General features: G+C 68.6%; 27 protein-coding genes. 12 read left to right on the forward strand and 15 right to left on the reverse strand.

The window, feature by feature from the left end:
* Positions 1 to 311: 311 nt before the first annotated feature.
* Complete coding sequence (locus tag ACWF0M_RS09625) at positions 312 to 911, forward strand: gamma carbonic anhydrase family protein (RefSeq protein WP_452235174.1); 600 nt, start codon at positions 312 to 314, stop codon at positions 909 to 911.
* 49 nt (positions 912 to 960) lie between these two features.
* On the opposite strand, the gene ACWF0M_RS09630 is transcribed toward ACWF0M_RS09625, so the two are convergent.
* The 5 genes from ACWF0M_RS09630 to ACWF0M_RS09650 all read right to left on the reverse strand — a co-directional run bounded on the left by ACWF0M_RS09630 (position 961) and on the right by ACWF0M_RS09650 (position 5,827).
* Complete coding sequence (locus tag ACWF0M_RS09630; RefSeq protein WP_452235175.1) at positions 961 to 1,872, reverse strand: sucrase ferredoxin; 912 nt, start codon at positions 1,870 to 1,872, stop codon at positions 961 to 963.
* Positions 1,873 to 1,921: 49 nt separating this feature from the next.
* Entirely contained in the window at positions 1,922 to 3,223 is a 1,302-nt protein-coding gene (locus tag ACWF0M_RS09635) for a cupin domain-containing protein (RefSeq protein ID WP_452235176.1), read from the reverse strand.
* Positions 3,220 to 3,804 (reverse strand): hypothetical protein, encoded by a 585-nt coding sequence (locus ACWF0M_RS09640; RefSeq protein ID WP_452235177.1) that lies wholly within the window; start codon positions 3,802 to 3,804, stop codon positions 3,220 to 3,222. Before ACWF0M_RS09640 ends, ACWF0M_RS09635 begins: the two co-directional genes overlap by 4 nt.
* 132 nt (positions 3,805 to 3,936) lie before the next feature.
* Positions 3,937 to 4,965: an Rv2231c family pyridoxal phosphate-dependent protein CobC gene (gene cobC, locus ACWF0M_RS09645; RefSeq protein ID WP_452235178.1), complete on the reverse strand. Its 1,029-nt coding sequence runs from the start codon at positions 4,963 to 4,965 to the stop codon at positions 3,937 to 3,939.
* A gap of 70 nt (positions 4,966 to 5,035) precedes the next feature.
* Entirely contained in the window at positions 5,036 to 5,827 is a 792-nt protein-coding gene (locus ACWF0M_RS09650) for a carbon-nitrogen hydrolase family protein (RefSeq protein WP_452235179.1), read from the reverse strand.
* A 92-nt stretch (positions 5,828 to 5,919) separates the two neighbouring features.
* Between ACWF0M_RS09650 and mobA the strand changes: the two genes are divergently transcribed.
* The 3 genes from mobA to ACWF0M_RS09665 are packed head-to-tail and all read left to right on the forward strand — an operon-like array spanning position 5,920 to position 8,363.
* Positions 5,920 to 6,459, forward strand: coding sequence for a molybdenum cofactor guanylyltransferase (mobA, locus tag ACWF0M_RS09655; protein WP_452235180.1), 540 nt, complete (start codon positions 5,920 to 5,922; stop codon positions 6,457 to 6,459).
* A gap of 49 nt (positions 6,460 to 6,508) precedes the next feature.
* A complete protein-coding gene (locus ACWF0M_RS09660) occupies positions 6,509 to 7,369 on the forward strand; it encodes a phosphotransferase family protein (protein WP_452235181.1) in 861 nt (286 codons plus the stop codon).
* A 16-nt stretch (positions 7,370 to 7,385) separates the two neighbouring features.
* The gene (locus ACWF0M_RS09665) at positions 7,386 to 8,363 is read left to right on the forward strand and encodes an NAD(P)H-quinone oxidoreductase (protein WP_452235182.1); all 978 of its coding nucleotides are present in this window, start codon (positions 7,386 to 7,388) and stop codon (positions 8,361 to 8,363) included.
* A gap of 104 nt (positions 8,364 to 8,467) precedes the next feature.
* Here the strand turns inward: ACWF0M_RS09665 and ACWF0M_RS09670 are convergent, their stop codons facing one another.
* Complete coding sequence (locus ACWF0M_RS09670; RefSeq protein WP_452235183.1) at positions 8,468 to 8,638, reverse strand: hypothetical protein; 171 nt, start codon at positions 8,636 to 8,638, stop codon at positions 8,468 to 8,470.
* Between the two features lie 25 nt (positions 8,639 to 8,663).
* Between ACWF0M_RS09670 and ACWF0M_RS09675 the strand changes: the two genes are divergently transcribed.
* Entirely contained in the window at positions 8,664 to 9,197 is a 534-nt protein-coding gene (locus ACWF0M_RS09675; protein WP_452235184.1) for a CGNR zinc finger domain-containing protein, read from the forward strand.
* A gap of 75 nt (positions 9,198 to 9,272) precedes the next feature.
* Positions 9,273 to 9,878 (forward strand): bacterial proteasome activator family protein, encoded by a 606-nt coding sequence (locus ACWF0M_RS09680; RefSeq protein ID WP_452235185.1) that lies wholly within the window; start codon positions 9,273 to 9,275, stop codon positions 9,876 to 9,878.
* 4 nt (positions 9,879 to 9,882) lie between these two features.
* On the opposite strand, the gene ACWF0M_RS09685 is transcribed toward ACWF0M_RS09680, so the two are convergent.
* A complete protein-coding gene (locus ACWF0M_RS09685; RefSeq protein ID WP_452235186.1) occupies positions 9,883 to 10,692 on the reverse strand; it encodes an HAD family hydrolase in 810 nt (269 codons plus the stop codon).
* Between the two features lie 586 nt (positions 10,693 to 11,278).
* Between ACWF0M_RS09685 and ACWF0M_RS09690 the strand changes: the two genes are divergently transcribed.
* Positions 11,279 to 11,830, forward strand: coding sequence for a WhiB family transcriptional regulator (locus ACWF0M_RS09690; protein ID WP_452235187.1), 552 nt, complete (start codon positions 11,279 to 11,281; stop codon positions 11,828 to 11,830).
* 126 nt (positions 11,831 to 11,956) lie between these two features.
* Here the strand turns inward: ACWF0M_RS09690 and ACWF0M_RS09695 are convergent, their stop codons facing one another.
* On the reverse strand, positions 11,957 to 12,751 hold the full coding sequence (locus tag ACWF0M_RS09695) for an HAD family hydrolase (RefSeq protein WP_452235188.1): 795 nt from the start codon (positions 12,749 to 12,751) through the stop codon (positions 11,957 to 11,959).
* Positions 12,748 to 14,022 carry a serine--tRNA ligase gene (gene serS / locus ACWF0M_RS09700; RefSeq protein WP_452235189.1) on the reverse strand — a complete coding sequence of 425 codons (1,275 nt, stop codon included), beginning with the start codon at positions 14,020 to 14,022 and terminating at the stop codon, positions 12,748 to 12,750. Before serS ends, ACWF0M_RS09695 begins: the two co-directional genes overlap by 4 nt.
* A gap of 127 nt (positions 14,023 to 14,149) precedes the next feature.
* On the opposite strand from serS, the gene ACWF0M_RS09705 reads away from it, so the two are divergent.
* The gene (locus ACWF0M_RS09705; RefSeq protein WP_452235190.1) at positions 14,150 to 15,712 is read left to right on the forward strand and encodes a diacylglycerol kinase family protein; all 1,563 of its coding nucleotides are present in this window, start codon (positions 14,150 to 14,152) and stop codon (positions 15,710 to 15,712) included.
* A gap of 66 nt (positions 15,713 to 15,778) precedes the next feature.
* Here ACWF0M_RS09705 and ACWF0M_RS09710 read toward each other — a convergent pair whose 3' ends face one another.
* Complete coding sequence (locus ACWF0M_RS09710) at positions 15,779 to 16,258, reverse strand: DUF4446 family protein (RefSeq protein WP_452235191.1); 480 nt, start codon at positions 16,256 to 16,258, stop codon at positions 15,779 to 15,781.
* A gap of 113 nt (positions 16,259 to 16,371) precedes the next feature.
* On the opposite strand from ACWF0M_RS09710, the gene larB reads away from it, so the two are divergent.
* Positions 16,372 to 17,088 (forward strand): nickel pincer cofactor biosynthesis protein LarB, encoded by a 717-nt coding sequence (gene larB, locus ACWF0M_RS09715; protein ID WP_452235192.1) that lies wholly within the window; start codon positions 16,372 to 16,374, stop codon positions 17,086 to 17,088.
* The gene (larC, locus tag ACWF0M_RS09720) at positions 17,088 to 18,377 is read left to right on the forward strand and encodes a nickel pincer cofactor biosynthesis protein LarC (RefSeq protein ID WP_452235193.1); all 1,290 of its coding nucleotides are present in this window, start codon (positions 17,088 to 17,090) and stop codon (positions 18,375 to 18,377) included. Before larB ends, larC begins: the two co-directional genes overlap by 1 nt.
* On the opposite strand, the gene ACWF0M_RS09725 is transcribed toward larC, so the two are convergent.
* Together ACWF0M_RS09725 and ACWF0M_RS09730 are read right to left on the reverse strand one after the other, a co-directional pair.
* Positions 18,374 to 19,915: a DUF2029 domain-containing protein gene (locus tag ACWF0M_RS09725; RefSeq protein ID WP_452235194.1), complete on the reverse strand. Its 1,542-nt coding sequence runs from the start codon at positions 19,913 to 19,915 to the stop codon at positions 18,374 to 18,376. The two genes, larC and ACWF0M_RS09725, sit on opposite strands and share 4 nt — an antisense overlap.
* On the reverse strand, positions 19,905 to 20,702 hold the full coding sequence (locus ACWF0M_RS09730) for a glycosyltransferase family 2 protein (RefSeq protein ID WP_452235195.1): 798 nt from the start codon (positions 20,700 to 20,702) through the stop codon (positions 19,905 to 19,907). Before ACWF0M_RS09730 ends, ACWF0M_RS09725 begins: the two co-directional genes overlap by 11 nt.
* A 249-nt stretch (positions 20,703 to 20,951) precedes the next feature.
* Here ACWF0M_RS09730 and ACWF0M_RS09735 point away from each other — a divergent pair, with 249 nt between their 5' ends.
* Both ACWF0M_RS09735 and ACWF0M_RS09740 read left to right on the forward strand, forming a co-directional pair.
* Entirely contained in the window at positions 20,952 to 21,542 is a 591-nt protein-coding gene (locus ACWF0M_RS09735; protein WP_452235196.1) for a dihydrofolate reductase family protein, read from the forward strand.
* Positions 21,543 to 21,681: 139 nt separating this feature from the next.
* Positions 21,682 to 22,896, forward strand: a complete 1,215-nt coding sequence (locus tag ACWF0M_RS09740; protein ID WP_452235197.1) for an arginine deiminase — start codon at positions 21,682 to 21,684, stop codon at positions 22,894 to 22,896.
* Between the two features lie 203 nt (positions 22,897 to 23,099).
* Here the strand turns inward: ACWF0M_RS09740 and ACWF0M_RS09745 are convergent, their stop codons facing one another.
* The 3 genes from ACWF0M_RS09745 to ACWF0M_RS09755 form a co-directional block, all read right to left on the reverse strand.
* On the reverse strand, positions 23,100 to 24,071 hold the full coding sequence (locus tag ACWF0M_RS09745) for a DUF5926 family protein (protein ID WP_452235198.1): 972 nt from the start codon (positions 24,069 to 24,071) through the stop codon (positions 23,100 to 23,102).
* A gap of 77 nt (positions 24,072 to 24,148) precedes the next feature.
* Positions 24,149 to 24,565 carry an ATP-binding protein gene (locus tag ACWF0M_RS09750; protein ID WP_452235199.1) on the reverse strand — a complete coding sequence of 139 codons (417 nt, stop codon included), beginning with the start codon at positions 24,563 to 24,565 and terminating at the stop codon, positions 24,149 to 24,151.
* Between the two features lie 240 nt (positions 24,566 to 24,805).
* Complete coding sequence (locus tag ACWF0M_RS09755) at positions 24,806 to 25,630, reverse strand: glycerophosphodiester phosphodiesterase (protein ID WP_452235200.1); 825 nt, start codon at positions 25,628 to 25,630, stop codon at positions 24,806 to 24,808.
* Between the last annotated feature and the right edge of the window lie 37 nt (positions 25,631 to 25,667).

Raw genomic sequence — 25,667 nt, forward strand, 5'->3', positions numbered from 1 at the left:
GGCTGAAGTGTCACCACCAAGAACACCCAAACCGTCACCGATGTCCTGATGCAGAACTGTCACCTATGTCCTGAGACATAACACCTGACCCGTCAGGATGCGTTGCATCCTCTCGAACATGTGTTCTAATGTTGCCTCAGTTCGCGGTTCTCCACCCCGGATTGTCCGCCGGACCGAGCCTGCCACCTCCGATGTGGACGGCCCGGAGGACACCGCCGCCCGGGGTTGTGAGGACCCGGGCAGTGGAGAGACCGCACAACCGACTGTGGGACAAGCTGGAGAGAGGTGATCGCGCGACGAAAGGACAGCAGATGCTGCTCGAACATCGCGGCCGTCGACCGGTCGTGCCCGAATCCGCGTACGTCGCCCCATCGGCCGTGCTCTGCGGTGCCGTCGTCCTCGGCGAAGGCAGCAGGGTCCTGCACGGTGCGGTGCTGACGGCGGAGAACGGCGAGATCCGGCTCGGTGAGAACAGTGTGGTGATGGAGAACGCCCTGGTGCGCGGCCGGGCCGATCATCCCGCGCTGATCGGCGACGCGGTCCTGATAGGTCCCCATGCACATGTCAACGGCGCCACGGTCGAGGACGAAGTCTTCATCGCCACGGGCGCCGCGTTGTTCCCCGGTTCGGTCGCCGGCGCAGGCGCGGAACTCCGGATCAACAGCGTGCTACACGTGAACTCGCGGCTGGAAGCAGGCACGGTCCTCCCGATCGGATGGATCGCCGCCGGCGACCCGGCTCAGCTCTTCTCCCCCGACCGGCACGAGGAGCTGTGGCAGATCCAGCGCGACCTGGACTTCCCGGGCACGGTGTACGGCGTCCCGCGCGGCACGCCGATGCGCGACATCATGGCGCGCCAGTCAGCGTTCTACGGCGAGCACGCTTCGGACCGCTCTGTAGACCCGGCCTGACGCCTTAGGTGACGGTCAAGCCTTGGTCTGGCCAGTAGTCAGGCTGTAGTCAGGCTGCGGTCAGGCTGTGGAGTTCGAAGCGACGGATCTGGGCGGGAGAGGAGCCTGCGCAGGTCAGGCGGGCGTCGACGGTGTCGAGGCGTGCCGAGACTTCGACGGCGATCAGGCCGTTGGTGGATGCGAGGAGGATTCGCCAGCGGTGCTCGCCGAGGACTTCAACGGTTTGCGGAAGGAGGTTGTCGAGCGCGGGTGCGTGACCCGCGGCGCGGGCGAAGTGCTGGGCGGCTTGGACCGGCGGGACGAACGCACCTGATCCACGGAGGAGATCGGGTACGACGGCGCTCTCATCGTACTGCTTGGCGAGTTCGACGGCGCGGGCTGGTGCGACGTGCCCGTAGAACAGCCCATGCGGGAGCACGACCACGTTCGCGGCGAATCGGTCACCGCCGATGTGGCTGCATTCCCAGGTGCGTTCTGGGTATGCGGCAGCCAGTGCCGCGGCGACCGGGCGTCCGCGTACGGCGCAGCACGCGTCGTGGCGTCCGTGCGTGCACACGAGATAAACCGGCGCATTGCTCACTGTTCCCGAGTCCTTGCCGGCGAGGACTTCCAACAGGTGTTCGTCTGTCGGCAGATCGCCCCAGCGAACGAGTTCCCGCGCGGGGCGGCAGTCCACTAGTCCCCACCGTCGGGGAACAGTCCGATCGATGCGGCCGTACCGGCGGATCAGTACGGGGCGGATCCTCAAGTCGCGGCACAGACGCGCAACCACATCACCCAGTTCGGCACCGGAGGAGCTGTTTCGAAGGGAGGTCAGGGCCTGGCGTGGCCAGGCGGAGCGGGACTCGATGAGGAGCCAACGTTCGGCTGGCGGGGCAGTCGCGGTCAGGGAGTCGTGACGAAGATCGGCTTGCGCCGCGCAGCCCGTCTCCGGTCGGTACCCCACATCACCGCGCTCCACGCCACCTCACGATACTGTTGCCAACTTCAACCACCCGCTGGTCACGTATTCAATGGGCGGTGGCGACGACGACTGCTTCTGTGAGGAGACGGCGGACTAGGACGAGTTGGTCGGCGTCGTCGAGGTCGGGGAGGTTTCCTACTTTGCAGTCGGCGCCTGAGACGAGTTCTGTGACGGCTGCGGTCGTGGCGGGCGGGAAGGTGATGGTTCGGTCGGGGAGTTGAAGGACGAGCGGGTCGCCGGGGACGAGGCGGCAGCGGAGGCCGGCGCGGAGGCGGACGGTCGTACCGACGGACAGGGAGGCGACGGACGCGGCGTGTGCCAGCGGTGCGAGCGGAGCTGGGCTGTTGCTAGACCAGGTACGACGGCGCAGGCGGTTGGCCAGTGCGTCCGGGGTCGCCGTACGGAGCTCCTGCGTGAAGAGTTCGACCACCTCGGGCAGGACCTGGGCAAGTTGCTCCGGGTCGCCAGGATCGAAGCCGAGAGGCAGTGCGGTGCGCAGGGAGGCCTGATTCGCAGCAAGTGCGGCCAGCTCCTGGACCAACAGGTAGCGCGTCAGTGTGTGCAGTCCGACGGTCAGGTGTGCGCTGACACCACCCAGTGCCTTGGCTGAGTGCAAGAAGCCGCGGGGTACGTAGAGCGCATCACCAGGCCGCAGGACCTCGTCGATCACCGGCGCCTGGTCGCGTGCCGCTTCTGCAACGGCGTGTGCGTGGTCGGTCCACGGTTGGTTGCGGAGCGGGTCGACGTGGACCGGTTCGTGTACGGTCCAGTGCTTCTCGCCGGCTACTTGGAGTACGAACACGTCGTGTACGTCGTAGTGCGCGGAGAAACCCTGCGACTCGGCGGGGGTGATGTACGCGTTGATCTGCACGGGGTGACCCGCGTCCGAGGACAGCTGGGTGGAGAAGTCGACCAGTGCCGGCCAGGTGCGGTGCAACGCTTGCAGTACTACGGTGTGCCCGCTGGCGAACAGCGCGGCCACCTTGTCGTCTCGTACCTGGTCCGCGATCTCCGCGCCGGCACCGGCCGGTCCGGTGAACTGGCTGTCTCCGACCACCGACCCGTTCTTCGCGATCCGTAGGAACGGCGTGCGCAGGCCGCGGCGGGACAGCAGTTCGTCCGCGGCGTCGAGGCTGAACAGGTCGTCGTACGGCGCGGGGAGGTCGGGACCGTGGGACAGCAGCGCTCGCGAACCCCAGTAGGAGTTGGCGAACTCGTCCAGGTCGCGCGCTACACAGCGCCGGAGTGCCGGGCGCTCGTCTCGCAACTGCTCACTACCGTCCGCCGCTGACCGCGCGGCCGGATGGTTGTTCTGCGGGAACGGCCCGGCCTCCGGCACGGTGGTCACCAGCTCCCGGAGTTCCCGCCGGCACCACCGTCCGCGCCACCATCGGCACCCCCATCAGATCCACCCGCGGCGCCACCCTCGGAACCACCTGACCCCGAGCTCTCGCCGAACCCGCCGTCAGAACCACCAGAACCTTGGCCCTCGCCGCCCTCGGACTCACCAGAACCCGAGCTCGCGCCGTAGCCCTCTTCGGAACCACCGGAGCCTTCGCCACCCTCGGACCCACCAGAACCCGAGCCCTCGCCGTAGCCACCCTCAGACCCACCGGAGCCGCCACCCTCGGAGCCGCCGGAGTTCGAGCTTTCGCCGTAGCCGCCGGCGCCGCCGTCTGCGCCGCCGTCGGTCCCGCCTGCGTTCGCGCCGCCGTCCGCAGTACCTTCGCCGGCACCACCATCGGCTCCGCCGTCGGCGCCGCCGTCCGAGGACTCCCCGCCGTACCCGCCGTTTCCGCCACCGGGGGCGGCGGTCGAACCGCCGGCCGTGGTGTCGTTGCCTTCGCTCGAGTAGCCGCCGCCCGAACCTCCGTACTCGCCGGTGCCACCTTCGGACGAAGTGTTCATGTCGTCATCGTTGAGACCCATTGTGCTGCTCCCTTCGCGAACGGCCAGAAAGTTGCCCAGGGCATACCAACCGGGCACTGGTCATCTTGTGCGCAAAGTGGACCTCGGCTAAACCCCCCGCGCGTTACAGCGCCAACTCGATTGCGCGGCAACTCATCGCAGCAGCTCCGACAGCACCTTCACGAACCCGTCGGTGACGTCCTCAGGCCGTACGGCGACCCGCAACCAGTCCGGCCCCAGACCCGGGAACGTATCCCCGCGCCGTACCGCAAATCTCTGTGTACGCAGGGATTCCCGCACTTCTGCAGCCCCCGGCACGTGGACGAGAACGAACGGAGCCCGCGCCACGCCGTACGTCGAAAGTCCGTTCACCGTTCCGAGACTGTCAAGCAAATGGACACGTTGGCGTTCGATGTCGAATGCGGCCTGACTCGCCTCCGCGACGGCACGCTCGTTGCTGCAGGCAATTGCCGCCGCGAGCGCAGGAGTGGACACCGGCCAATGCGGCTGTACCGAGGCCAGCTGCTCGATCAAGCTCGCGCCGGCGATGACGTACCCGACGCGCAGCCCCGCGAGTCCCCACGTCTTCGTCAGGCTCCGCACCACGACGAGCCCGGGGATCGACGCGCCGGCGAGCGACTCGGGCTCACCGGGTACGGCGTCCATGAATGCCTCGTCGACGACCAGGATCCGGTCGGGTCGCGCCAGCTCGCGCAGGTCGTCGGCGCGGTGCAGCACGGACGTCGGGTTGGTGGGATTGCCAATGACAACGAGATCGGCATCGGCCGGTACGGCGGACGGGTCCAGCGTGAACCCGTCCTCGGGCCGCAGGATCACCCGGTCGACCAGGTGCCCGGCCGAACGCAACGCCGCCTCGGGCTCGGTGAATTGTGGATGAACCACGACCGGATGCCGCGGCCGGAACGCCCGCGCGATCAGGACGAACGCCTCCGCGGCGCCCGCGGTCAGGAGCACCCGCTCTGCCGCGACGCCGTGCCGGTGCGCTACCGCGGCGACAGCCGCGTCTTGGCGTGGGTACGCCGCCAGATCGGTCAGGCTCGCCGTGATCGCCTCGAGCAACCAGGACGGGGGTGTGCCCGCGCGGACGTTGACGGCGAGGTCGACCAGCCCCTCACCGACCTCGAGATCGCCGTGATGCTCCAGATCAAACCCATCCGCCACGCCCAGGAGGCTAACGGGTCAGCGAGTTTTCCGGACCAGTCGGTCCGCGAACTGGTCAGCGGGGCGTGACTCAGCGAGGCGTGACTGTGTACCGGCGGTTCTGCAGGGAGGGGTTGCGCTTGCGTACGTCGGCCAGCCGCTCAGCGGAGATCTCAGCGAACGCATGTCCGTCTGACTCACCTACGGACGCCAGTGCGATGCCCTGCGGGTCGATGACCTGGCTCAGACCGCAGTACTTCTTGCCGTTCTGTGCTGCTGCGGCGACGTAGCAGGTGTTCTCCACAGCGCGGGCGGTCAGCAGTGTGGTCCAGTGGTGCTCCTTGAGCGGTCCACGGACCCAGGCGGCCGGGATCACGAGCACTTCGGCGCCAGCGTCGATGAGCGCGCGGGAGAGCTCTGGGAAGCGCAGGTCGTAGCAGGTCATCAGACCGAGCGAGTGGTCGCCGATCTGGACCACGACCGGAGCTACGTCGCCAGGTGTCAGCTGGTCGGACTCCTTGTACCCGAACGCGTCGTACAGGTGGATCTTGCGGTAGGCGCCGAGCAGTACGCCGTCCGCGCCGACAGCCAGGAGCGTGTTGTACGGACGATGCTCGTCGCAGCTGCGTTCGAACATCCCGGCAACGATCGCCACTCCGTGCTCGATTGCAGCCTTCCGCAGGGTCGTCACGAACTCGCCGTCGAGCGCCTCGGCAGCCTCCGCCACCGACTCACCCTCGACCGCGAAGTCGGACATCATTGCTTCCGGCAGTACGACAAGGTCAGGCCGGCCCTGCGCGGCGTCCGCGACCAGACGCTTGACCGCGTCCCGATTCGCCGCCTTGTCGTAGCTGCTGGCGGTCTGCACCACGGCGATCCTCATCTCTCCATGGTGCCGCAGAAACCCGCAGCGTGAACCTCACGCGACGTGAGGACCTACCGTCACCACCGCCGGGCAGATGCGAGACTGCAGGGGTGGAGTTCGACGTGGTGGTGTTGGCGGGGGGCGGGTCCACTCGGTTCGGCGGAGTGGACAAGGCGATGCTGGTACTCGACGGGTTGTCGTTGCTGGATCGGGTGTTGACGGCGACAGCGGGGGCCGCCTCGACCGTGGTGGTGGGTCCGGTGCGTACGACGTACCGGGACGTGGACTGGACGGTGGAGGACCCGCCGTCGGGTGGACCGGTCGCGGGTCTGGCGGCTGGGCTGGCGCACGGGACCGCCCCGATCGTCGTGGTGGTCAGCTGTGATCTGCCGTGGATCACCGAGGAGGACGTGACGGGGCTCGTCGCGGGGCTCGGGAACCACGACGGGTTCGGGCTCCGCGACACCGGCGGGCAGGAGCAGCAGCTCGCGACCGCGTACCGGCGTACCGCGTTGGCGAAGGCGATCCAGGACGTCGGCGATCCAAGGGACAAGTCGGTACGCCGGACGCTCGCCGGCCTCGACCTCGCGTGGACCGAACCGACCCACGCAGGCGACGACGTCGACACCTGGGCGGACCTCGACGGCTGACAAGCAAACGCGACAGAAAACCGCTGGACGCCGTCCGTAGGTTCGACGCATGGATGTCGCGCAGCTGGTGAGGGACGTCGCCGGGCTCGACGTCAGCGAGGTCGTGGAGCGCACCGGCGGGCAGCTGAGCACCGTGTACGAGGTGCGCACGTCCGCCGCCCCGGTGATCGTGAAGGTCTACGCGCCAGAGTGGCTCTGGAAGCAGGCGAAGGAAGTGCACGTCTACGGGATGCTGGAGCGGGAGCTCGCCGGCTCGATCCCACAGGTGCTGCACGTCGGCGACGGCGTCACGATGCTGTCGAAGGTCGACGGCGTTCCGCTGTCCGAGGCCGAGCCGCCTGACTGGCGGGCGATGTACGCGCAACTCGGCGAGCTGTTGCAGCGCCTTCACCGCATCGCGCAACCGGCGTACGGCTATCTGACCGATCAGATCCTCGACCCGCTGCCGGACAACGACCAGTACATGCGACGGCAGTTCACGAAGAAGCTGCACGAGTTCGAGCAGCTCGGCGGCGACCCGAAGCTGCACGCCCAGATCACCACTCATGTCGAGCAGCACGCGCACCTGTTCGCGGACAACTCGGCAGCCGTCCTGTGCCACAACGACTTCCACGAAGGCAACATCCTCGTGGACCCCGCGACCTGGCGCGTGAACGGATTCATCGATGTGGAGAACGCGATCGCCGCCGATCCGCTCATCGATCTGGCGAAGACGATCCAGTACTCCGCGCACGACAACCCCGAGAAGCTCGCCGGTCTCATCGACGGGTACGGCGCCGTACCCGAGGACCGGATCGACCTCTATCGGCTTTATCACTCGCTCGAGCTATGGGACTGGTTCCAGTCGATAGGCGAGACCACTTACCTCGACTCCATCGCGCAGGACCTGGCCGAACTGGTCGAGCGCTGAGGGTAGGTTGGGCAACATGCGAGCTGTCGTGTGTCATGGTGCCGGCGGAATCGACGTCCTCGGGATCGGCGAGATCCCGGACCCGGAACCGGCCGTCGACGAGGTCGTCATCGAGGTGGTCGCCGCGGGCGTGAACCGCGCTGACCTGCTCCAGCGGCAGGGCTTCTACCCGCCGCCGCCGGGCGCTCCCGGCACGATCGGCCTCGAGGTGTCGGGGCGGATCGCCGCGGTCGGCGCCGAGGTCGAGGACTGGTCGGTCGGCGACGAGTGCTGCGCGCTGCTCGCCGGCGGCGGGTACGCCGAGAAGGTCGTCGTACCCGCTCCGCAGGTGATGCCGGTTCCGGACGGTCTCGACCTGGTCAGTGCGGCCGCACTGCCCGAGGTGGTCGCGACCGTCTGGTCGAACGTCTTCATGACCGCGCATCTCAAGGCAGGCGAGACCCTGCTCGTGCACGGCGGGTCGTCCGGGATCGGCACGATGGCGATCCAGCTCGGTGTCGCGCACGGCGCGCGGGTGCTGACCACGGTGGGCAGCAAGGAGAAGATGGAATTCTGCACGCGGCTCGGCGCCGACGTCGCGATCAATTACAAGGAAGCCGAGTGGCCGTCTGTGGTGCACGAGGCAACCAAGGGCGCGGGCGCCGACGTGATCCTCGACATCATGGGCGCGAAGTACCTGACCGACAACGTGAAGTCGCTCGCGTACGACGGGCGGCTCGTGGTGATCGGGATGCAGGGCGGCGCGAAGGGCGACCTGGACCTCGGCCGGCTGATGAGCCGTCGGGGATCGGTGATCGCCACCGGCCTGCGGTTCCGTTCGGTGGCGGACAAGGGCCGGATCCTCGCCGAGGTCGTCGGCCACGTGTGGCCGCTGATCGCGGAGAAAAAGGTCCGCCCGGTCGTGCACTCCACGTTCCCGCTCGCCGACGTCGCGAAGGCGCACGAAACCCTCGAGAACTCGACCCAGCTCGGCAAGGTGCTGCTAACGCTCTGAAGGCGGACCTGCAGCACTCACCAACCCCGAGCCTCCACGCTCAGCCGGTGGCTGACACGCCCGGCCAGGCGAGGTTGGTGAGTGCCGGAAGTCCGCCCTCCCGCCTACCGATGGTCAGCCGTATCGACTAACGCGATCTCCGGGTAGGCGACCGGGTACGGCGGTGTGCTTGTGATGCGCCATTGGCCGCAAGCACACCGCTGGTACACGACCAGGCCTTCGCTGACGTGGTGGCTGGAGATCGCGGACCAGCGATGGCGGTGGAGGTCAGTCATGAATCCATCGTGATGTAATGGCATTATGCATCTCAACCCTTACGGCGCGGACGCGGTGCTGCTCGCGGTGAATCTGGTGACCCGCCCGGCGACCACGCCGGACGAGCTGGCCGAGCGGTGCGAGGAGAGCGGCGTCGAGAGCCGCCAGGTGCGCGAGCGGCGCGTCACCGCCGCGGACCTGGCCGCCGTACGGACCGCGCTCGACGAGTGGATGCGGGTCGTGGACGCCCAGGACGAGCAGACTCGGGTCGAGCTGGTGAACGCGATGCTCGCGAAGTACACCGAGCATCCGCGGCTCACCAACCACGCCGGCGACGGCTGGCACATGCACTACCGCCCGGACAACGTCCCCGTCGGGCGACTGGTCGCGACGCTGATCAGCACCGGTACGGCGCTGCACCTGGCCGGCCGTGGCATCACGCGACTCGGCCGCTGCGCCACCGAAGGCTGCGACAACGTGTACGCCGACCTCTCCCGAACCGGACGCCAGCGCTACTGCACCCCCGCCTGCGCCAACCGCGACGCCGTCCGCCGCCACCGCGCCCGCACCTCTCTTTGAGCACCGTTCAACCAGGAAACGGGCCCGCAGATGGTTGGTGGGTTCTCAAAGATGGCCCCGGCCTAGGATGGGCAGATGAGCGAGAGCAGCAGCGAGGATCGGGAAGTTCCGATGGCCGGGGCGCGCACCGAAGACGGCAAGGTGCTGATCGTCGGGCCGGACGGCATGGCCGTCGAGGGACCGCCGCGCTCCGACGACGACGAGCAGGACGACGGACCGCGCTCGGTGACCGAACTGGTCGAGCAGCCGGCCAAGGTGATGCGGGTCGCCAACATGATCCGGCAGCTGCTGGAAGAGGTGAAGTCGGCGCCGCTCGACGAAGCATCCCGGGCCCGGCTGCGCGCGATCCACGAGGCGTCGATCAAGGAACTCGAGAGCGGCCTCGCACCGGAACTGGTCGAGGAGCTGGAGCGGCTCAGCCTCGACTTCACCGACGACAGCACGCCGTCCGACGCCGAACTGCGGATCGCGCAGGCACAGCTGGTGGGCTGGCTGGAAGGCTTGTTCCACGGCATCCAGACGGCGTTGTTCGCGCAGCAGATGGCCGCGCGTCAGCAGCTGGAGCAGATGCGTCGCGCTCTGCCTGGCGGCCAGCAGCTGCCCGGCGAAGAGCACCCCGGATTCCCCGGTGCACCTCAGGCCGGCACCGACGGCCCGGGCAGCGGCGGGATGTATCTGTAACGCCTTACTTCAAAGGCTGGAAGAACTCTTCGAGGACGGCGGCGACGCCGTCCTCGTCGTTTGCCGGGGCAGTCTTGTCCACCACCGCGAGGACATCGGGGTGCGCGTTCGCGACGCCGTACGACGTTCCGGCCCAGGCGAGCATCGGGAGATCGTTGACCGAGTCACCGAAGGCGATCGTCTCAGCAGCCGAGATCCCTTGTGTGGCGGCGAAATCGGCCAGCATCGAGGCCTTCGAGACCCCGCTGGCCGAGATCTCCACCAAACCGTGACCTCCACTGTGACTGGCCGTCACTCGTTGGCCCACCAACGGATTCACCAGTCCGAGCAGCTCGTCGGAGTGCATGCTCGGGTGCCGGACGAGCAGCTTCGCGGCCGGCTCCGCGAGTAGTTCCTCCACCGCGGCGATCAACGTGTTGTCCGGTTTCGGCCACCGGTTCAGGTAGACCGGTTCCTGTCCGTAGCGGTCCGGTCGCTCGATGGCGAACTGCACGTCCGGAATCGCCGCGCGGATCGCCTGCGCCACCTCGAGTGCGACCGCGGGCTCGATCAGCCGGGTCCGAATCGCCTTACGACGCAGGACGTCGTACAGAATGGAGCCGTTGGCAACAATCGCGACGCCGTGGTCGCCGACCAGGTACGACAGGTCGTGCAGCCAGCGAGGTGGCCGCGCGGTGACCATCACGAAAACACTTCCGGCCTTTTGAACCGCGAGGACCGCGGCGCGGGTCCGGTCCGACACGGTGCCGTCGCTGCGGACGAGCGTTCCGTCGAGATCGGTTGCTATCAGGCGGGGGTTTCGCGGAACCGTCACGGGGTAACGATATCGCCACAGTGCCGACGCGCGAGCCGGTCGCGCACTACCCTTCCAAGTGCCTCGGGCGCAAGCGGTCGGCCGGCGGATTCAGACCTTTTTGACGTTTCTCGTTGAGCTTTTGACAACGTCATCAGACCGTTACGGCAGGATGCTGCAAAGGCAGCTAGTTCCCCTGCGCCACGCGGTGGGCGCGTGATTTCATGCGGAGGTCTGGCGGGGAACCGGGGGCTGTTCGCTCGCGTCGTATGCGTGTTCTGGATCAGCGCGACTGATGCCGCCCCACCTCGGAACAACACACAAACGTCGAAGAACCGTTGCGGAATTGGCTGCAACCAAAACCGCGGCAGTGACGTCAACAGTTATGGATCGGTGCGTCCCGCGCCCGGGACGACACGGTGGGCCGGCAACAAAGCGCGGGTCCATCAGCTAGCGGAGCCGTGCGGACGAACGTCGTTCATTGTTCGTTCACACGGATCTTGATACTTGGGGAGCCTTGATGATCGTCAACAGCGCCAATCTAGCGGGGCCGGGGGGCAGTAGCTCCCGAGCGGCTGTCGACACATGTTCCAGCAGGGAGGGGGCAATGACCGGCTGCATCGCTCGTCCCGACATCTTTCAGCACCGCCTGATGGAGGAGCCGCCGCCGGCATCCGCAACACGTCGTACCCGCGAGCGGTACGAGCAGCTTGTCCGTGAGGCCAAGACGCTCTGCGCCTCGTGCCCGCTCTTCACCGACTGCCTGTACAGCGCGGTCGCGGAGCACGACGTGAGCGGCTTCGTCGCCGGAACCACTGCTGTACAACGGCGTTCGATCCGCAACCTGCTCGACGTCGAGGTGCAGGCGGACGACTTCGACCAGCTGGCCGGCGCGCGGGGAACCCGCCGGCCGGTGAGCCACGAAGAGGTCCTGCGGCTGCGTACGCAGTACCCGAACGACAGCCTGGAGTCCCTGGCCATGCGGCTGGGCTGCTCGCTGTCGACGGTCAAGCGGCACCTGCGGCGAGCCCGTCGCGGCCAGAGCCCGGCAGCCAAGACGCCGCGGCCGCGGCCCGAGCTGGGCGCCGTGCTGGACGCGTTCGACGCCGTCGTGGACCAGCAGCACCAGCCACGCCGGACCGGCAGCCGCGTCGCCTGATCCGATACTCGGCCCGCCAGCGGACTATCGGAGACTGAACGGCCGAAGGCCCGGATCCCCTGTAATTACAGAGGGTCCGGGCCTTTCGCTTGTCAACCCTTTCGGTTCTGGCCGAAAGGCCTTGCGTCAGAACCAGCGGTTGAGTACGGCGGCCACACCGTCGTCCTGGACCGACTTGGTGACCTCGTCGGCGGCGACCTTGACCTCGTCCGGAGACGAGTCCATCGCGATGCCGAGACCCGCGTAGGTCAGCATCTCGATGTCGTTGCGTCCGTCACCGATCGCGAGCAGGCCGGCCGGGTCCAGGTCGTACTGTGCGAGCGCGACCTTCAGGCCGGTCGACTTGTCCACGCCCTCGGGCGCGATGTCCAGCCACGCGGTCCAGCCGACGAAGTAGCTGACCCCGTGCAGGCCGAGACGTTCCGCGAGGCGGACGAAATCGCTCTCGGACTGATCCGGGTCCCGGATGATCAACCGGGTCACGGGTTGCGGCGCGAGCTCGTCGTCGCCGACCACGCGGATCCGTGCGTCCGCGCCGAGATCGCCGTCCGGGAACGGCGCGGTGACCAGATAGCTGCCGTCGTAGTCCTCGACCGCCATCCGTGCGTTCGGCGCGTACCGGCGTACCGAGGTGATCACCGTCGACGGGTCGAAGGTGCGCTCGTCGACGACCTCGCCGTCCGGGTAGCGCAGCGTGCGCGCACCGTTGCTGCAGACAACGAATCCGCCGGCCGGCAGGCCGAGCCGCTCAGCCACCGGCCTGGTGGTCGACCAGGCCCGGCCGGTGGCCAGGATCACGGGCACCTGCTCAGCGGTCCGCCGGACCGCGTCGAGGACCGCGGGCGACATGCCCTCGTCGTGGTCGATCAGCGTGCCGTCGATGTCCAGGGCAACGGCCGTCGGCCGCGGTACTTCGATCATTTGGCGACCGGTTCGAGGACCTCGCGACCGCCGACGTACGGCTGCAGCGCGGTCGGTACCCGGACCGAGCCGTCGGCGAGCTGGTGCGTCTCGAGGATCGCGACGATCCAGCGGGTGGTCGCCAGCGTCCCGTTCAGCGTCGCGACCGGCTGCGTCTTGCCGTCGGCGTCGCGATGCCGGATGTTCAGGCGGCGGGCCTGGAAGTCCGTGCAGTTCGACGTCGAGGTCAGCTCGCGGTACCGGCCCTGCGTCGGCACCCACGCCTCGCAGTCGAACTTCCGGTACGCCGATACGCCCAAGTCACCGGTCGCCGTGTCGATCACCCGGTAGCTCAGCTCCATCTTGTCGAGCATCTCCTTCTCCCAGGCGAGCAGCCGCAGGTGCTCCGCGGCCGCATCCTCCAGGCTGCAGTAGGAGAACATCTCGACCTTGTCGAACTGGTGGACACGGATGATCCCGCGGGTGTCCTTCCCGTGCGACCCGGCTTCCTTGCGGTAGCAGGACGACCAGCCGGCGTACCGGATCGGGCCGTTCGACAGGTCCAGGATCTCGTCCATGTGGTAGCCGGCCAGCGCGACCTCCGACGTACCGGTCAGGTACAGCTCGGGGTCCTCGAGCCGGTACACGTCGTCGTGCGCCGACAGGTAGCCAGTGCCGCCCATCACCTCGGGCTTGACCAGCGTCGGCGTGATCATCGGGGTGAAGCCGTTCTCCACCGCCTGCTGGACGGCCAGCTGCAGCATGCCGAGCTGCAGCAGCATCCCGGCGCCCTTGAGGAAGTAGAACCGGGATCCGCTGATCTTCGCGCCGCGTTCCATGTCGATCGCGCCGAGCAGCTCGCCGAGCGCCAGGTGGTCGCGGGGCTCGAAGCCCTCGGCGGCGAAGTCGCGCGGCTTGCCGACCTCCTCGACCACCACGAAGTCGTCCTCGCCGCCGACCGGGGCCTCGTCGGACACCAGGTTCGGCAGGGCCTTGGCGAGCTCGTCGAAGCGCTGCTCGGCCTCCTTCGCCGCGGCCTCGTTGGCCTTCACGTCGGCGGCGACGGCCTTGGTCCGCGCCAGCAGCGCGGTGCGCTCGTCACCTTTCGCCTGGGCGACCTGCTTGCCGAGCGACTTCTGCTCGGCCCGGAGCGCCTCGAAGGCGGAGATAGACGATCGACGCTCCCCGTCGGCGACCAGGATCTGGTCGACCAGGTCCGTACTCTCGCCACGCTTGGTCAGGGCGGCGCGCACGACGTCAGGGGTCTCACGGAGCAGTTTCGCGTCAATCACACCCTGAGGGTATCGGGGCGTGTCAGAACCGGCGAAGTCTATTCGGGATGATGGTCTAGGTACACGCGACCATTTAGGGGGATCTGAGCGGGCAATGAACCACCACCCACCCAGTCCGATCGGCCGTGTGCTCACGGTCGTGCTGGGTGCGCTGCCGTTCACGGTGACCACGGTGCTCGTGTTCGGGCAGTGGCCGCCGCTGGCCCGCTGGGACCAGTCGGTCGCCGCGCGCGCCGCGTCGTACGGCGCTGCGCACGAGAGCATCGTCGACTTCTGGCAGGTCGTCGGGACGGTCGTGCTGCCGTGGACGTCGCGGGCGGTGATTCTGGTCGTTGCGGCGTACCTGTGGCATCGGCGGGCCCGGCTGCTGACCGTCTGGCTGATCACGTCCGCCGGCGCGGAGCTGGGGCTGGTTCAGGCGGTCAAGGCGATCTTCGAGCGGGAACGGCCGGCGCAGATGCTGGTCGAGAACGGCGGATTCTCGTACGTGTCCGGTCACGCGACGGCCGCGTTCGTGATGGCCGGCGCGCTCGGCGTCGTACTGCCGTCGGTACGGGGCTGGCGGCGGCGGTTCCGGCTGCTGGTGCTGCTGCCGGTGATCGCGGTGGTGTGGATCGCATCCGCCGACCGGATCGCGCTGAACGTCCACTACGTGTCCGACGTACTCGGCGGGTGGGCGCTCGGGCTGGCGATCCTGACCGCGACGTCGATCGGGTTCGGCCTCCGGCCGGGGCTGCGGCGGCGCCGTCGACGTACCGCCTCCTCAGACGGCGACGGTACGACACTCCCGCCGCGAGCGGCCGTCATCGTGAACCCGATCAAGGTCGGCGACGGCGTGGCGTTCCGGCGGAAGGTGACGCGGGCGCTCGCTATCCGCGGGTACGACGATCCGCTCTGGCTGGAGACCCGCGAGGACGACGCCGGGAACGCGATGGCGAAGCAGGCGATCGAGCACGAGTCGGACCTGGTGCTGGTCGCAGGGGGCGACGGTACGGTCCGGGTGGTGTGCTCGGCGCTCGCGCACACCGGGATCCCGGTCGGCGTCATCCCCGCCGGTACCGGGAACCTGCTCGCGCGCAACCTGCACATCCCGCTCGACCTGGACGACGCGCTGGAGCGGATCCTCGAGGGCCGCGACCGGCGGATCGACCTGGTCCGGGTCCACGGTGACGAACTCGACACCGACCGGTTCGCGGTGATGGCCGGGCTCGGGCTGGACGCCGCGATCATGTCCGACGCCCCGCCGCACCTGAAGAAGCAGATCGGCTGGACGGCGTACCTGGTGTCGGCGGCGAAGAACATCAACCACCCGTCGGTCCGCGTCCAGATCACGATCGACGACGCCGACACCATCGAACGCCGCGTCCGGACGGTCGTGATCGGCAACGTCGGCATGCTGCAGGCCAACATCCCCCTGCTGCCCGACGCCCGCCCCGACGACGGGCTCCTGGACGTCGTGGTGATCGCGCCACGGCGGGTCACCCAGTGGCCGATCGTCCTCTGGCGGCTGATGACCCGCACCAACCGCACCGACATGTACCTGGAACGCTTCACCGGCCGCAAGGTCGAGATCGTCGCCTCCGTAGACGTCCGACGCCAACTGGACGGCGACCCCATCAGCCCCGGCCGCTCCCTCTCCACGGAAATAGAACCCGGAGCCCTGACGGCGCGCGTCCCCAAGCGCCGGTAGCCGTTGCACCCCATCCGGGGCCGTTGCACAGGAAATAACCTGTGTTCACCCACGGCTTCCTGTGCCCTAGGGCTGCTCGGATTCCTTGCGGAGCGTTTCCAGAGCTTCTTCCTCTTCGGGGGAGAGTTTGGATTCGCTGGTGAAGGACTTGATTTCCTTCGCGTACGTGCGGGCGTCGGCGCGGCTGTTGATCGAGGTGAGGATTACGCCGTCGCCGTGGTCGTCGAGGATCGCCATCGACCAGGAGAGTTTGCCGCCGGTTTCGCCGAACGCGTCGTACCGGACGACGGCCAGGTGCTGGAGGGTTTCCTTCAGTTCACCGCGGGTGACTTCGAGGTCCTTGCCGAGCCTGCGCAGCTCCGACTTCACGGTGCCGGGTTTGGCTTCCGGCTGGGCCGGTTGCGGCTCGGGTTCGGGGAGTACGGCGGGTGCGACCTGGTCCGACGAGACCGTCCGGGCCCGGAGGGCCTGGATCGCGAACACCAGGGCAAGCACCGCCACAAAGAGGGCGGCGACCCCGAAGGCACCGGCTAACGTCGAAGACACGGTACGAGAGCCTAAGGCATCGGGTGGTATGTCTGAGTGTTCAGGTGATCGCACAGCGTGCGCAGCCGGGGACGGATGCGGTACGTCGGGCCTGGGCAACGTAGATTCGCGGCGTGACACATTTGCCTGATCAGGGCCCACAACCGGGCGTCCACGACCTCGGCTACGCGCGGCTCGACACCGACCGGCTGGAGCGCACCGGGGACGCCGAAGTCGTGTACGGCGCGGGCAAGACGCCGTCTCAGGTCGTGGAACTGCTGCGGACCCTGCACGCCACGCACCCCGGTCACGCCGTACTAGCGACCCGGTTGACGGACGAGGCGCAGGCGGCGGTGACCGCAGCGCTGCCGGATGCAGTGGTGGACCCGGTCGGCCGTACGGCGGTGCTCGGCGAACCGCCCGCGCTGCGCGGAACTGTCGCCGTCGTGGCTGCTGGTACGTCGGATGCTCCGGTGGCTGCTGAGGCGGCGACGACGGCTCGCGTGTTCGGGGCCGGGGTGGATGTCATCACGGATGTGGGTGTCGCGGGGCTGCACCGGATCCTCGGGGTGCGGGAGCGACTCGACGGCGCGGACTGCCTGATCGTGGTTGCGGGGATGGAGGGCGCGCTGCCGAGCGTTGTCGGCGGGCTGGTCGGGGTGCCGCTGGTGGCGGTGCCGACGTCGGTCGGGTACGGCGCCTCGTTCGGTGGACTGGCTGCGCTGCTCGGGATGCTGAACTCGTGCGCGCCCGGGGTGACGGTCGTGAACATCGACAACGGGTTCGGGGCCGGGGTCTTCGCCGCGCGTGTCGCGCGGCAGTCGACTCCTCGCGAGACGAAGGAGGCGTGATGAGAGTCGCTTGGATCGACTGCTCGGCCGGAGCCTCTGGGGACATGCTGCTGGGTGCGTTCCTGTCCGCAGGTGCCGACCTGAACGTGGTGAACGCGGCTGTCGCTGCGGTGGATCCGTCGTTGTCCGTCAAGGTCACGCAGACCGCTCGCCACCAGATCGCCGCCATCAAAGCCACCGTCGAGGTCAACGGCGAGCCCCACCCGGAGAACTTCCCGGACGCCGGTCACGGACACGGACACGACGACGCCGGTCACGGACACGGACACGACGACGCCGGACACGGGCATGGGCATGGTGGCGGGTCTGGGCATGGGCCGACGCGGGCTTGGGCTGACGTGCGGCGGTTGCTCGAGGAGGCTCGGCTCGACGACGCGGTTCGGGCTCGGGCGCTGGATACTTTCGGGCGCCTTGCCCGCGCGGAGGCCGCCGCTCACGGGGTGGAGCCGGACACCGTGCACTTCCACGAGGTCGGTGCGCTCGACGCGATCGCGGACATCGTCGGCGTGGCCGCCGCCTCGGTCTCGCTCGATCTCGATCGCATCGTGGTCTCGACGATCGTGCTGGGCGGCGGGGGTCAGGTACGCGGTCAGCACGGCGGCATCCCGATCCCAGGTCCCGCAGTACTGCATCTGGTCTCCGAGGCGGAAGCACCGGTCACCGGCGGCCCAGCGCCGTACGAGATGACGACTCCGACCGGCGCGGCCCTGCTCGCGACGCTGGCGGACGAGTTCGGCTCGCTGCCGGCGATGCGGATCGAGCAGACCGGAGTCGGCGCGGGCGGCCGGGACCCGGTCGAGGTGCCGAACGTCCTGCGCGTCGTGATCGGTGCGTCAGCCGACGAGTTGGCCACCGAGCTCGTGTACGAGACCAACGTCGACGACCTCGACCCGCGGATCTGGCCGCAGGTCCTGTCCCGGCTGATGGAGGCCGGCGCGGCTGACGCCTGGCTGACCCCGATCCTGATGAAGAAGGGTCGCCCGGCCCACACGCTGTCAGTCCTGGTCGGCAACGCGAACGCCGAGACGGTTCGTGCGGTGATCCTGGCCGAGACCTCGGCGATCGGGCTGCGCGAGTTCGGGATCCGCAAGCACGCCGCGGACCGCGAGTTCGCCACGGTCGACGTCGAGGGCCAGTCGATCCACGTGAAGATCGCCCGGTACGGCGGTCAGGTGATCAACGTGCAGCCGGAGTACGACGACGTGGCCGCGGCCGCGAACGTCCTGAAGAAGCCGGTGAAGTCGATCCTCGCCAAGGCGGTCGCAGCGGGCCACGACCTCTGGAGTTAGCGCGCTTCAGCGGTGTTCTCGGTGACGGTCTTCTGTTTGCGGCGGGGCCAGTCGTACGGCCACCACTGGGCGCCGCTGCGGCGGGCCCAGACGATCAGGCCGATCAGGACGGCCAGCTCGATCGCCGGGCAGATGGTGTCGCGGAGGCGTGCGCTGAAGAACTCCAGGGAGTCCGACAGGCTCGCGGCGACCTGGCGCGCGTGGGGATCCCGCCCGGGGACGTACGCGATCGCGAGCATCGTCGTACGGACGACCATCAGACCGTCGACCTTGGACGCGGCGACGGCGGCGAGGGCGACCCAGGCGATCACGTCGTACCAGGGCAGCGAGTACATCGCGGTCAGCACCCACGCGATCGCGTAGATCGCGGTGTAGCGGATCGCGGCCGGCGTCGGGTCGTCCGGATGCGTTTGCGGCACCAACGACTTCGGGAACACCTGCGTCAGCAGGATCGCGACCACGATCAGGCCGACCCAGGCGAGGATCGCCAGGACTGTCCGCACCAGACCGTTCGGCAGGAACAGGGTGAAGAAGCTCAGCAGCACCTTGTGCGGCGTACCGGTGGAGATGAACGACGTCTGCGACCGCGCTTGCTGGAACGCCTTCAGCCCGACGATCGCGTACAGCCCGGCCATCGCGATCGCGCCGCCACCGCAGAAGTAGAGGCACTTGCGACGGTCGGCACGCAGCGCCCACAGCATCGCGATGCCGACCAGGCCGATCGACAGCTTGGTGCAACCCGCGACGCCGATCAGGATGCCGGCCAGGAACACGTGCCGCCGGAACAGCACCAGCGCGATCACCGCGAACATCACCGCGATCGCGTCGTTGTGCGCGCCGGCGAGCACCGACCACAGCAGCAGCGGGTTCGCGAGGCTGAGCATGATCACGCGCCGCTTGGCCGGCAGGTCCTTCCCGACCAGCTTGACCAGCAGCAGCCCGGTGACGACCAGACTGATCGCGACCGACAACTGCAGCATCCACACGGTGAGCTGCGCGGAGTCGCCGCCGATCACCGAGGACAGCCACTGGATCCACGTCGCGATCGGCCCGTACACGCTGCGCGCGCCCTGCCACGGCCGCTCGGTCGCGGTGATCACCGGGTCGTACCCGAGCCGGATGGTGTCCGCGGGCGACGCCGTGTACGGGTCGCCGCCAAGCGCCATGATCCGCCCGTACGCCGCGTAGATCAGCACGTCCCCGGACGCCATCGGGGGGACCAGCGTAACGGCCGCCGTCGTACCGATGCCCAAGGCAATCAACCGGTCGACGCGCGGCGCCCATCCGTGCTTCAACGCCTTGGTGGCCAGGAAAACGCCGTACCCGCCGAGTGCGATCGCGACGTAGATCATCACCGACACCAGCCAGTCGTTCGGCTTGGTGTCGAACCAGTACGACGGGAGCCACGCGTGCCGGTTCGTCAGCGTCAGTACGACCACGGACGGACCGAGCAGCCCGACCGCGACGATCAGCGCCGTACAGGCCAGGTAGAGAGCAACAGCCCGGCGACCGTACTTCAGGCCTTCGTCAGTGCTCATTGCGCAGTCTCCGCGGGAACAGACTGCGCAGCGACGGCCCACCACCGTCCGCGGGCAGCGCACTGCGAGCGGCGAGCGCACGCCGGACGTGCAGGTACTGCTTCGCGCGGTGCAGCTGACCGCGCAGATCCGTCCCGGTCGCGCGGTGCCGGACCTCGATCGGCACCTCCACGATCCGGAAACCCTTCCGGCCCAGGTCGATCGACAGCGCGGTCTCGACACCGAATCCGGCAGCCAGCGGTACGGCGGCATCGAACGCGGCCCGGGTGAGGCAGCGCTGCCCGGACAACGGCTGCTCCGGCGCCCAGCCGGTCGCCTCCTGGATCCCGGCCCGCGCCAGGCGGACCACGAACCCGTGCCCGCCGGCCTTCGACCCGTCGGCCCGGACCTGCGCCGGCAACGTACCGATAGTCATGTCCGCGCGGCCGGTCTGCACCGGCTCGATCAGCGGACCCGCCCCGGACGCGGTGTCGGTCAGGTCGGCGTCGAGGAACAGCAGGTGCCGCGGCCGAGTGCCGTCGCGCTCCGCGACAGCGGCCGCGCCGGTCTCCATCGCGGCAGCCTTCCCGCGGTTGCGCTCATGCCGTACGACGACCGCGCCGGCCCGCTCGGCCGCTTCCGTCGTACCGTCCGTGGAGCCGTCGTCGACGACCACGACCAGGTCGACGCCGATGATCTTGTGCACCGCGTCGACGGTCGCCGCGATCCGGTCGGCCTCGTCCTTCGCCGGGATCACGCAGGCGACGGCACGCTCGAACGGTTCGGGGGACTGGTCTTCATCGGGCACAGCACCGCAGCCTAGTTCCTCTCCAGCCGATCGACCTCGTCAGCGTCCGCTGCCTGTGGATTTCTCGTTCTTTCGAACGAGCCTGTGGAAAACCCTCGAAGGGGGTCCGGATCGCGGCATCTTCTCTGTCGACAGGTCGCGCCTCCGCCAGTGGCATCGCGATATCGGCCAGGTGGCAGATGTTCCGGGGCGGGCGCGGCGGCAGGATTTCAGGTGTCAGGCAAGACCGATGAGAAAGAGGTACCCGAAATGACCCGCACAGTGACCGCCAACATCTCGCTCTCGCTCGACGGCCGGGTGAACGGCGCCGGTGGCGACTACGACATGAGCTGGATCGTTCCGCATGCGATCACCGAGGGCGCCCGCGAGCACATGCTCCGGGTGACCCAGCCGGCTACCACGGCCCTGCTCGGCCGGAAGAACTACCAGGGCTTCGGCGGCTTCTGGCCGGCCGTGGCCGACGACGAGAACGCGGCGCCGCAGGACCGCGCCTTCTCCCGATGGCTGAACGAGACCGAGAAGGTGGTGTTCTCGACGACGCTGACCGAGGCGCCGTGGCAGAACTCCCGGCTCGCCGACGGCGAGCCCGCGGACGTCGTCAAGCAACTGCGTGCCCAGGACGGCGGCGACATCATCGTGCTGGCCAGCTCGAGCGTGATCCGCGCCCTGCTGGCGGCCGACGAGATCGACCGGCTGAGCATCACCCTCGACCCCGAGCTGGTCGGCGGCGGCTCCCGGCTGTTCGAGGACGGCCTACCGGCCACCTCGTGGAAGCTGACCGACTCGACCCCCACCGAGTCCGGCGCCCTCTGCCTCCTCTACGACCGCGTCCGCTCCTGAACCCACACCACCCCGCCGAGCGAAGCGAGGCGGGGCTGTTGGTTCTGTTCTTTTGTAGTTCGGCGCATATTGTCGGACAATCAGACAGATTGGTTGGGTTGTCGTAGCGTGGTGGGCACGCGAAGCGAAGGGCGGACGGATGACCGAGACGCGACAGGGCAGTGCGGCGTACGGCGTCGACAGTGAGGTCGGTCCGCTGCGGACGGTGATGCTGCACCGGCCGGGCAACGAGCTCCGGCGGCTCACCCCGCGCAACAACGACAAACTGCTGTTCGACGGCATCCCCTGGGTCGGCCGGGCCCAGGACGAGCACGACGCGTTCGCCCAGGCGCTCCGCGACCGCGACGTCGAGGTGCTGTACCTCGGCGAGCTGCTGACGGAGTCCCTCGACCATCCCGAGGCCCGGGCTCAGGCAGTCGCCGGCGCAACGGAGGACCTGCGCCTGGGTGACACCCTCCGCGACTATCTGCGGGCGTCCCTCGGCGATCTGGATGCGGCTGCGCTGGCGGAGGCGCTGATGGCCGGCGTACGCAATGACGAGGTGCACGCAGGCGGGTTGGTCACGTCGCTGCTGGCGCACGAGGACTTCCTGATCGACCCGCTGCCGAACCTGCTCTTCACCCGCGACTCGAGTGTCTGGATCCGGGACTCGGTCGCGGTCACGTCACTCGCGATGCCGGCCCGGATGCGCGAGACGCAGCTGACCGAGCTGATCTACACGTTCCACCCGCGGTTCGCGGGGGCCGACAAGGTGTACGACCACCAACTCGAGCATGTCGAGGGCGGGGACGTGCTCGCGCTCGGTCCCGGCGTACTCGCGGTCGGGGTCGGGGAGCGGACCACACCGGCCGGTGTGGAGCGGTTGGCGCGACGGGTCTTCACGAAGGGGCTCGCGCACACCGTTCTCGCCGTACCGATCGCACAGCAGCGGGCGACGATGCACCTGGACACCGTCTGCACGATGGTCGACACCGACGCCGTGCTCATGTACCCGAACATGGCGGAGGAGATGCGGGCGCTCGCGGTCACCACCGACGGCGACCAGCTGCACATCGCGGAGCCCGAGCCGTTCCTGGTCGCGGCAGCGAAGGCGCTCGGCATCGACACCCTGCGGCGGATCGACACCGGCCTGGACCCGGTGACAGCCGAGCGGGAGCAGTGGGACGACGGGAACAACACTCTGGCCCTGGCGCCGCGGGTGTGCATCGCGTACGAGCGGACCGTGGAGACCAATGCGCGGCTGGAGGAGTCCGGGATTGAGGTCATCCGGATCTCCGGCTCCGAGCTCGGCTCCGGCCGTGGCGGACCGCGGTGCATGTCGTGCCCGGTCCTGCGGGCGCCCGCAACCCCGTGAGCCCTACGACACGCGGAGTGAAATCGGGGCTTGTGCGGAGGCCCCGGCCTGAGTACTCTTCATGGCTAGGCCCAGGCCCTGTTGCTCCCCCGTCAGCAGGACTTGGGCCGTCCACGTACTAGGCAGATTTTAACGATCATGGCCTAGACCACTCTGAGTGAACAGAAACGCCCGGCTGATGATTCAGCCGGGCGTTCTGCGTTTCAGCGGATGGTGAGTTGGCGGCTGGCGAGGCCGGCTCGGGCGGCGCGTTCTTCGGTGCTCAGCGGGGCGTCGGTGGCGAGGGCCTTCTCGAGGGCGGTGGCGAAGTCGGCGGCGGGCTTCTCGACGTCGGTGGCCTCGGTGCCGGCCGGCAGCTCCCAGACCGGCGCCAGGACGCCGAGGGCGCGGAAGGAGCCGATCAGGCGGCTGCCGTCGATGAGCGCGGACCCGCCGGCGGCGTGCAGCCGGGCGAGGGCGTCGAGCAGCGTGTCCTCGGTGTGCGGCATGACCCAGCGCAGGTAGAGGCGGTCGCCGATCTTCGTCCAGTACGCCGCCTCGACCGACTCCAGCCGGACCGTCGGAGCCGCCGCGGCGTTCGCGCGCTCCAGGCCGGCCGCGACCTCACCGGTCGGGTCCTCGACGTTCTCGCCGACCCAGTACTCGAAGCCTTCGTGGACCTTGATCTCGATCGGCTTGCTGGTGTCGATCAGGTCCTGCAGTCGCGGGCCGTCCTTCATCAGGTCGCCGACCTGGACCGGGTGGCCCGGGTCGGTCTGCAGCGCGGTGGTGATCGCGTGGCCGAGGTCGCGGCTCGGGTCGCCGGACGAGGCGTGCGTCTGCATGCCGATCCAGATCGTCTCGTCGTCGCGTACGACGCCCGGCATCGCCATCGGCAGCAGCGTCACCAGGTTGATGACCTTTCCTGCGTTCTCACCGGTCAGCTCGACCTGCACCGTGCCGGACGGCACGATCTCGCGGAACGCGATCAGGTCGCACTCCGACGGCAGCCCCTCGAACGGCCGCACCACGAAGGTGTCGGCGGCCTGTGCCCGGTCCTTGCCGTGGCACTGCTTGAACCGCTTGCCCGAACCGCACGGGCAGGGTTCCCGCGGCCCGACGTCCGCCAGATCGGCCGGGTCGAGTGTGACGGTCGTCGTCGTGTTCTTGGCGCGCTGCCGCGACTTCTTTCCCATAACCCGCAGTCTTGCAGTCCACACCACCCGAGAGCCAACCCGCTCAGGTCAGTTGATGGGTGAGAGAGGAAGGGGAACTAGCTCGGGACGATTGCGTGGACTGTGCGGTGGCGGGCGGCGGTGCGGACGTCCCAGCTGGAGGTGAGGATGTCGACGATGGCCAGGCCGCGGCCGCCGACCGACTCCGGATGCGGCTCGGTGATCCGGTGCGGCTCGGTGTCGCCGCGCCCGTCGGTGACCTCGACGTGGATGCCGGCCTTGTCGATCCACCACGCGGCCCGCACCTCACCGGCCGGCAGCGGCGGCGCGTACCGGATCGCGTTGGAAAGCAGCTCCGAGAGCACCAGCTGCGCGTCGTCGCAGGCGGCGTCGGTGACCCGGTAGCGCTTCAGGTAGCCGGCCAGACGGCGGCGGGCGTCCGCTACCGCGGACACTTCGTGCGGCAGTACGACGTCCACAACGCTCACGTCGGCGGGCAGGGTCGCAGAGGACAAGCAGGGTCTCCTCGATGATCGGTTCAGCCACTAGGACTTCTCCCCACGATCGCGGCCCGGAAAACCATCGCAGGTATTCCGTTACATAAGCACGCGAAGATCGCGCCTAAACACTGGGAAACCGTGACGGAATCGACGGAATTGAACGTTGCAATAACCGCCCGCATTCGCCTCGCTACGTATCCATACCGGCGTGACACAAGCCACACAATTCGTTCCGGAGTGTCACAAACCCGCAGGTCAGGTACGACGTCCTACTTCTTCCGGCCCCTCGGCGAGGACCCGCAACGCGACGTCCGGGCGGTCGCTGATCACCGCGTCGACGCCGATCTCGCGGCAATGCCGGATGTCGTTCTCGGCGTTCACGGTCCAGACGTGGACCTGATGCCCGTGCTTGTGCGCGCGATCGACGTACTCCGGATGTGCGCTGACGATCTCCAGGCTCGGTCCGGCGTACGAAACACCGGTGGGTAGCGAGCCGTCGCGGAAGCGTAGGGGGACGCGGTCCATCAGCAGGACGGTGCGCAGGCCGGGCGCCAAGATCCGCATCCGGCGCAGTGAGAGCCAGGAGAAGCTCATCACCCGGGCCGGTGACTCCGTGCCGACCTTCGGGTGCGCCCAGCCGAAGCGGTCGAGGGCCTCGATCAGGCGCCGCTCGACCAGTCCGGCGTACCGGGTCGGGTGCTTGGTCTCGATCGCCAGCTCGACCGGCCGGCCAGCGTCCCGCACGGTCGCGAGCAGGGTGTCGAGCGTGAGCACCTTCCGGACGTCGAGACCGGGGAGTTCGGCCTCGTCGTCGAGCTCGGCCCACGGGCGCTTCCAGGAGCCCCAGTCGTACTCCTCCAGCTCGCGGAGGCTCATCGTGGACAGCACGCCACGGCCGTTCGAGGTGCGCTCGATCCGGCGGTCGTGGACGCAGACCAGATGCCCGTCGGCGGTCAGCCGGACGTCGCACTCGAGCCCGTCCGCGCCGACGTCGATCGCTCGTTGGTACGCCGCCAGCGTGTGCTCGGGGTTCACGTCGCTGGCACCGCGGTGCGCGACCACCCGTGGGAGCTTCCCCATGACAGAAACTCTTTCACACGGTAGGTGATGATTGGCG

It is taken from the genome of Kribbella sp. NPDC055110 (assembly GCF_053607525.1).

Bases quoted from the DNA above. Each gene is read 5' to 3' on its own strand.
- ACWF0M_RS09745 (WP_452235198.1), bottom strand. From the start codon at position 24,071: ATGGGAAAGAAGTCGCGGCAGCGCGCCAAGAACACGACGACGACCGTC.
- ACWF0M_RS09755 (WP_452235200.1), bottom strand. From the start codon at position 25,630: ATGGGGAAGCTCCCACGGGTGGTCGCGCACCGCGGTGCCAGCGACGTG.
- ACWF0M_RS09690 (WP_452235187.1), top strand. From the start codon at position 11,279: ATGACCGGCTGCATCGCTCGTCCCGACATCTTTCAGCACCGCCTGATG.
- ACWF0M_RS09625 (WP_452235174.1), top strand. From the start codon at position 312: ATGCTGCTCGAACATCGCGGCCGTCGACCGGTCGTGCCCGAATCCGCG.
- ACWF0M_RS09725 (WP_452235194.1), bottom strand. From the start codon at position 19,915: ATGAGCACTGACGAAGGCCTGAAGTACGGTCGCCGGGCTGTTGCTCTC.
- ACWF0M_RS09735 (WP_452235196.1), top strand. From the start codon at position 20,952: ATGACCCGCACAGTGACCGCCAACATCTCGCTCTCGCTCGACGGCCGG.
- ACWF0M_RS09640 (WP_452235177.1), bottom strand. From the start codon at position 3,804: ATGGGTCTCAACGATGACGACATGAACACTTCGTCCGAAGGTGGCACC.
- ACWF0M_RS09665 (WP_452235182.1), top strand. From the start codon at position 7,386: ATGCGAGCTGTCGTGTGTCATGGTGCCGGCGGAATCGACGTCCTCGGG.
- ACWF0M_RS09650 (WP_452235179.1), bottom strand. From the start codon at position 5,827: ATGAGGATCGCCGTGGTGCAGACCGCCAGCAGCTACGACAAGGCGGCG.
- ACWF0M_RS09695 (WP_452235188.1), bottom strand. From the start codon at position 12,751: ATGATCGAAGTACCGCGGCCGACGGCCGTTGCCCTGGACATCGACGGC.
- ACWF0M_RS09670 (WP_452235183.1), bottom strand. From the start codon at position 8,638: ATGACTGACCTCCACCGCCATCGCTGGTCCGCGATCTCCAGCCACCAC.
- ACWF0M_RS09660 (WP_452235181.1), top strand. From the start codon at position 6,509: ATGGATGTCGCGCAGCTGGTGAGGGACGTCGCCGGGCTCGACGTCAGC.
- ACWF0M_RS09675 (WP_452235184.1), top strand. From the start codon at position 8,664: ATGCATCTCAACCCTTACGGCGCGGACGCGGTGCTGCTCGCGGTGAAT.
- larC (WP_452235193.1), top strand. From the start codon at position 17,088: ATGAGAGTCGCTTGGATCGACTGCTCGGCCGGAGCCTCTGGGGACATG.
- ACWF0M_RS09740 (WP_452235197.1), top strand. From the start codon at position 21,682: ATGACCGAGACGCGACAGGGCAGTGCGGCGTACGGCGTCGACAGTGAG.
- ACWF0M_RS09680 (WP_452235185.1), top strand. From the start codon at position 9,273: ATGAGCGAGAGCAGCAGCGAGGATCGGGAAGTTCCGATGGCCGGGGCG.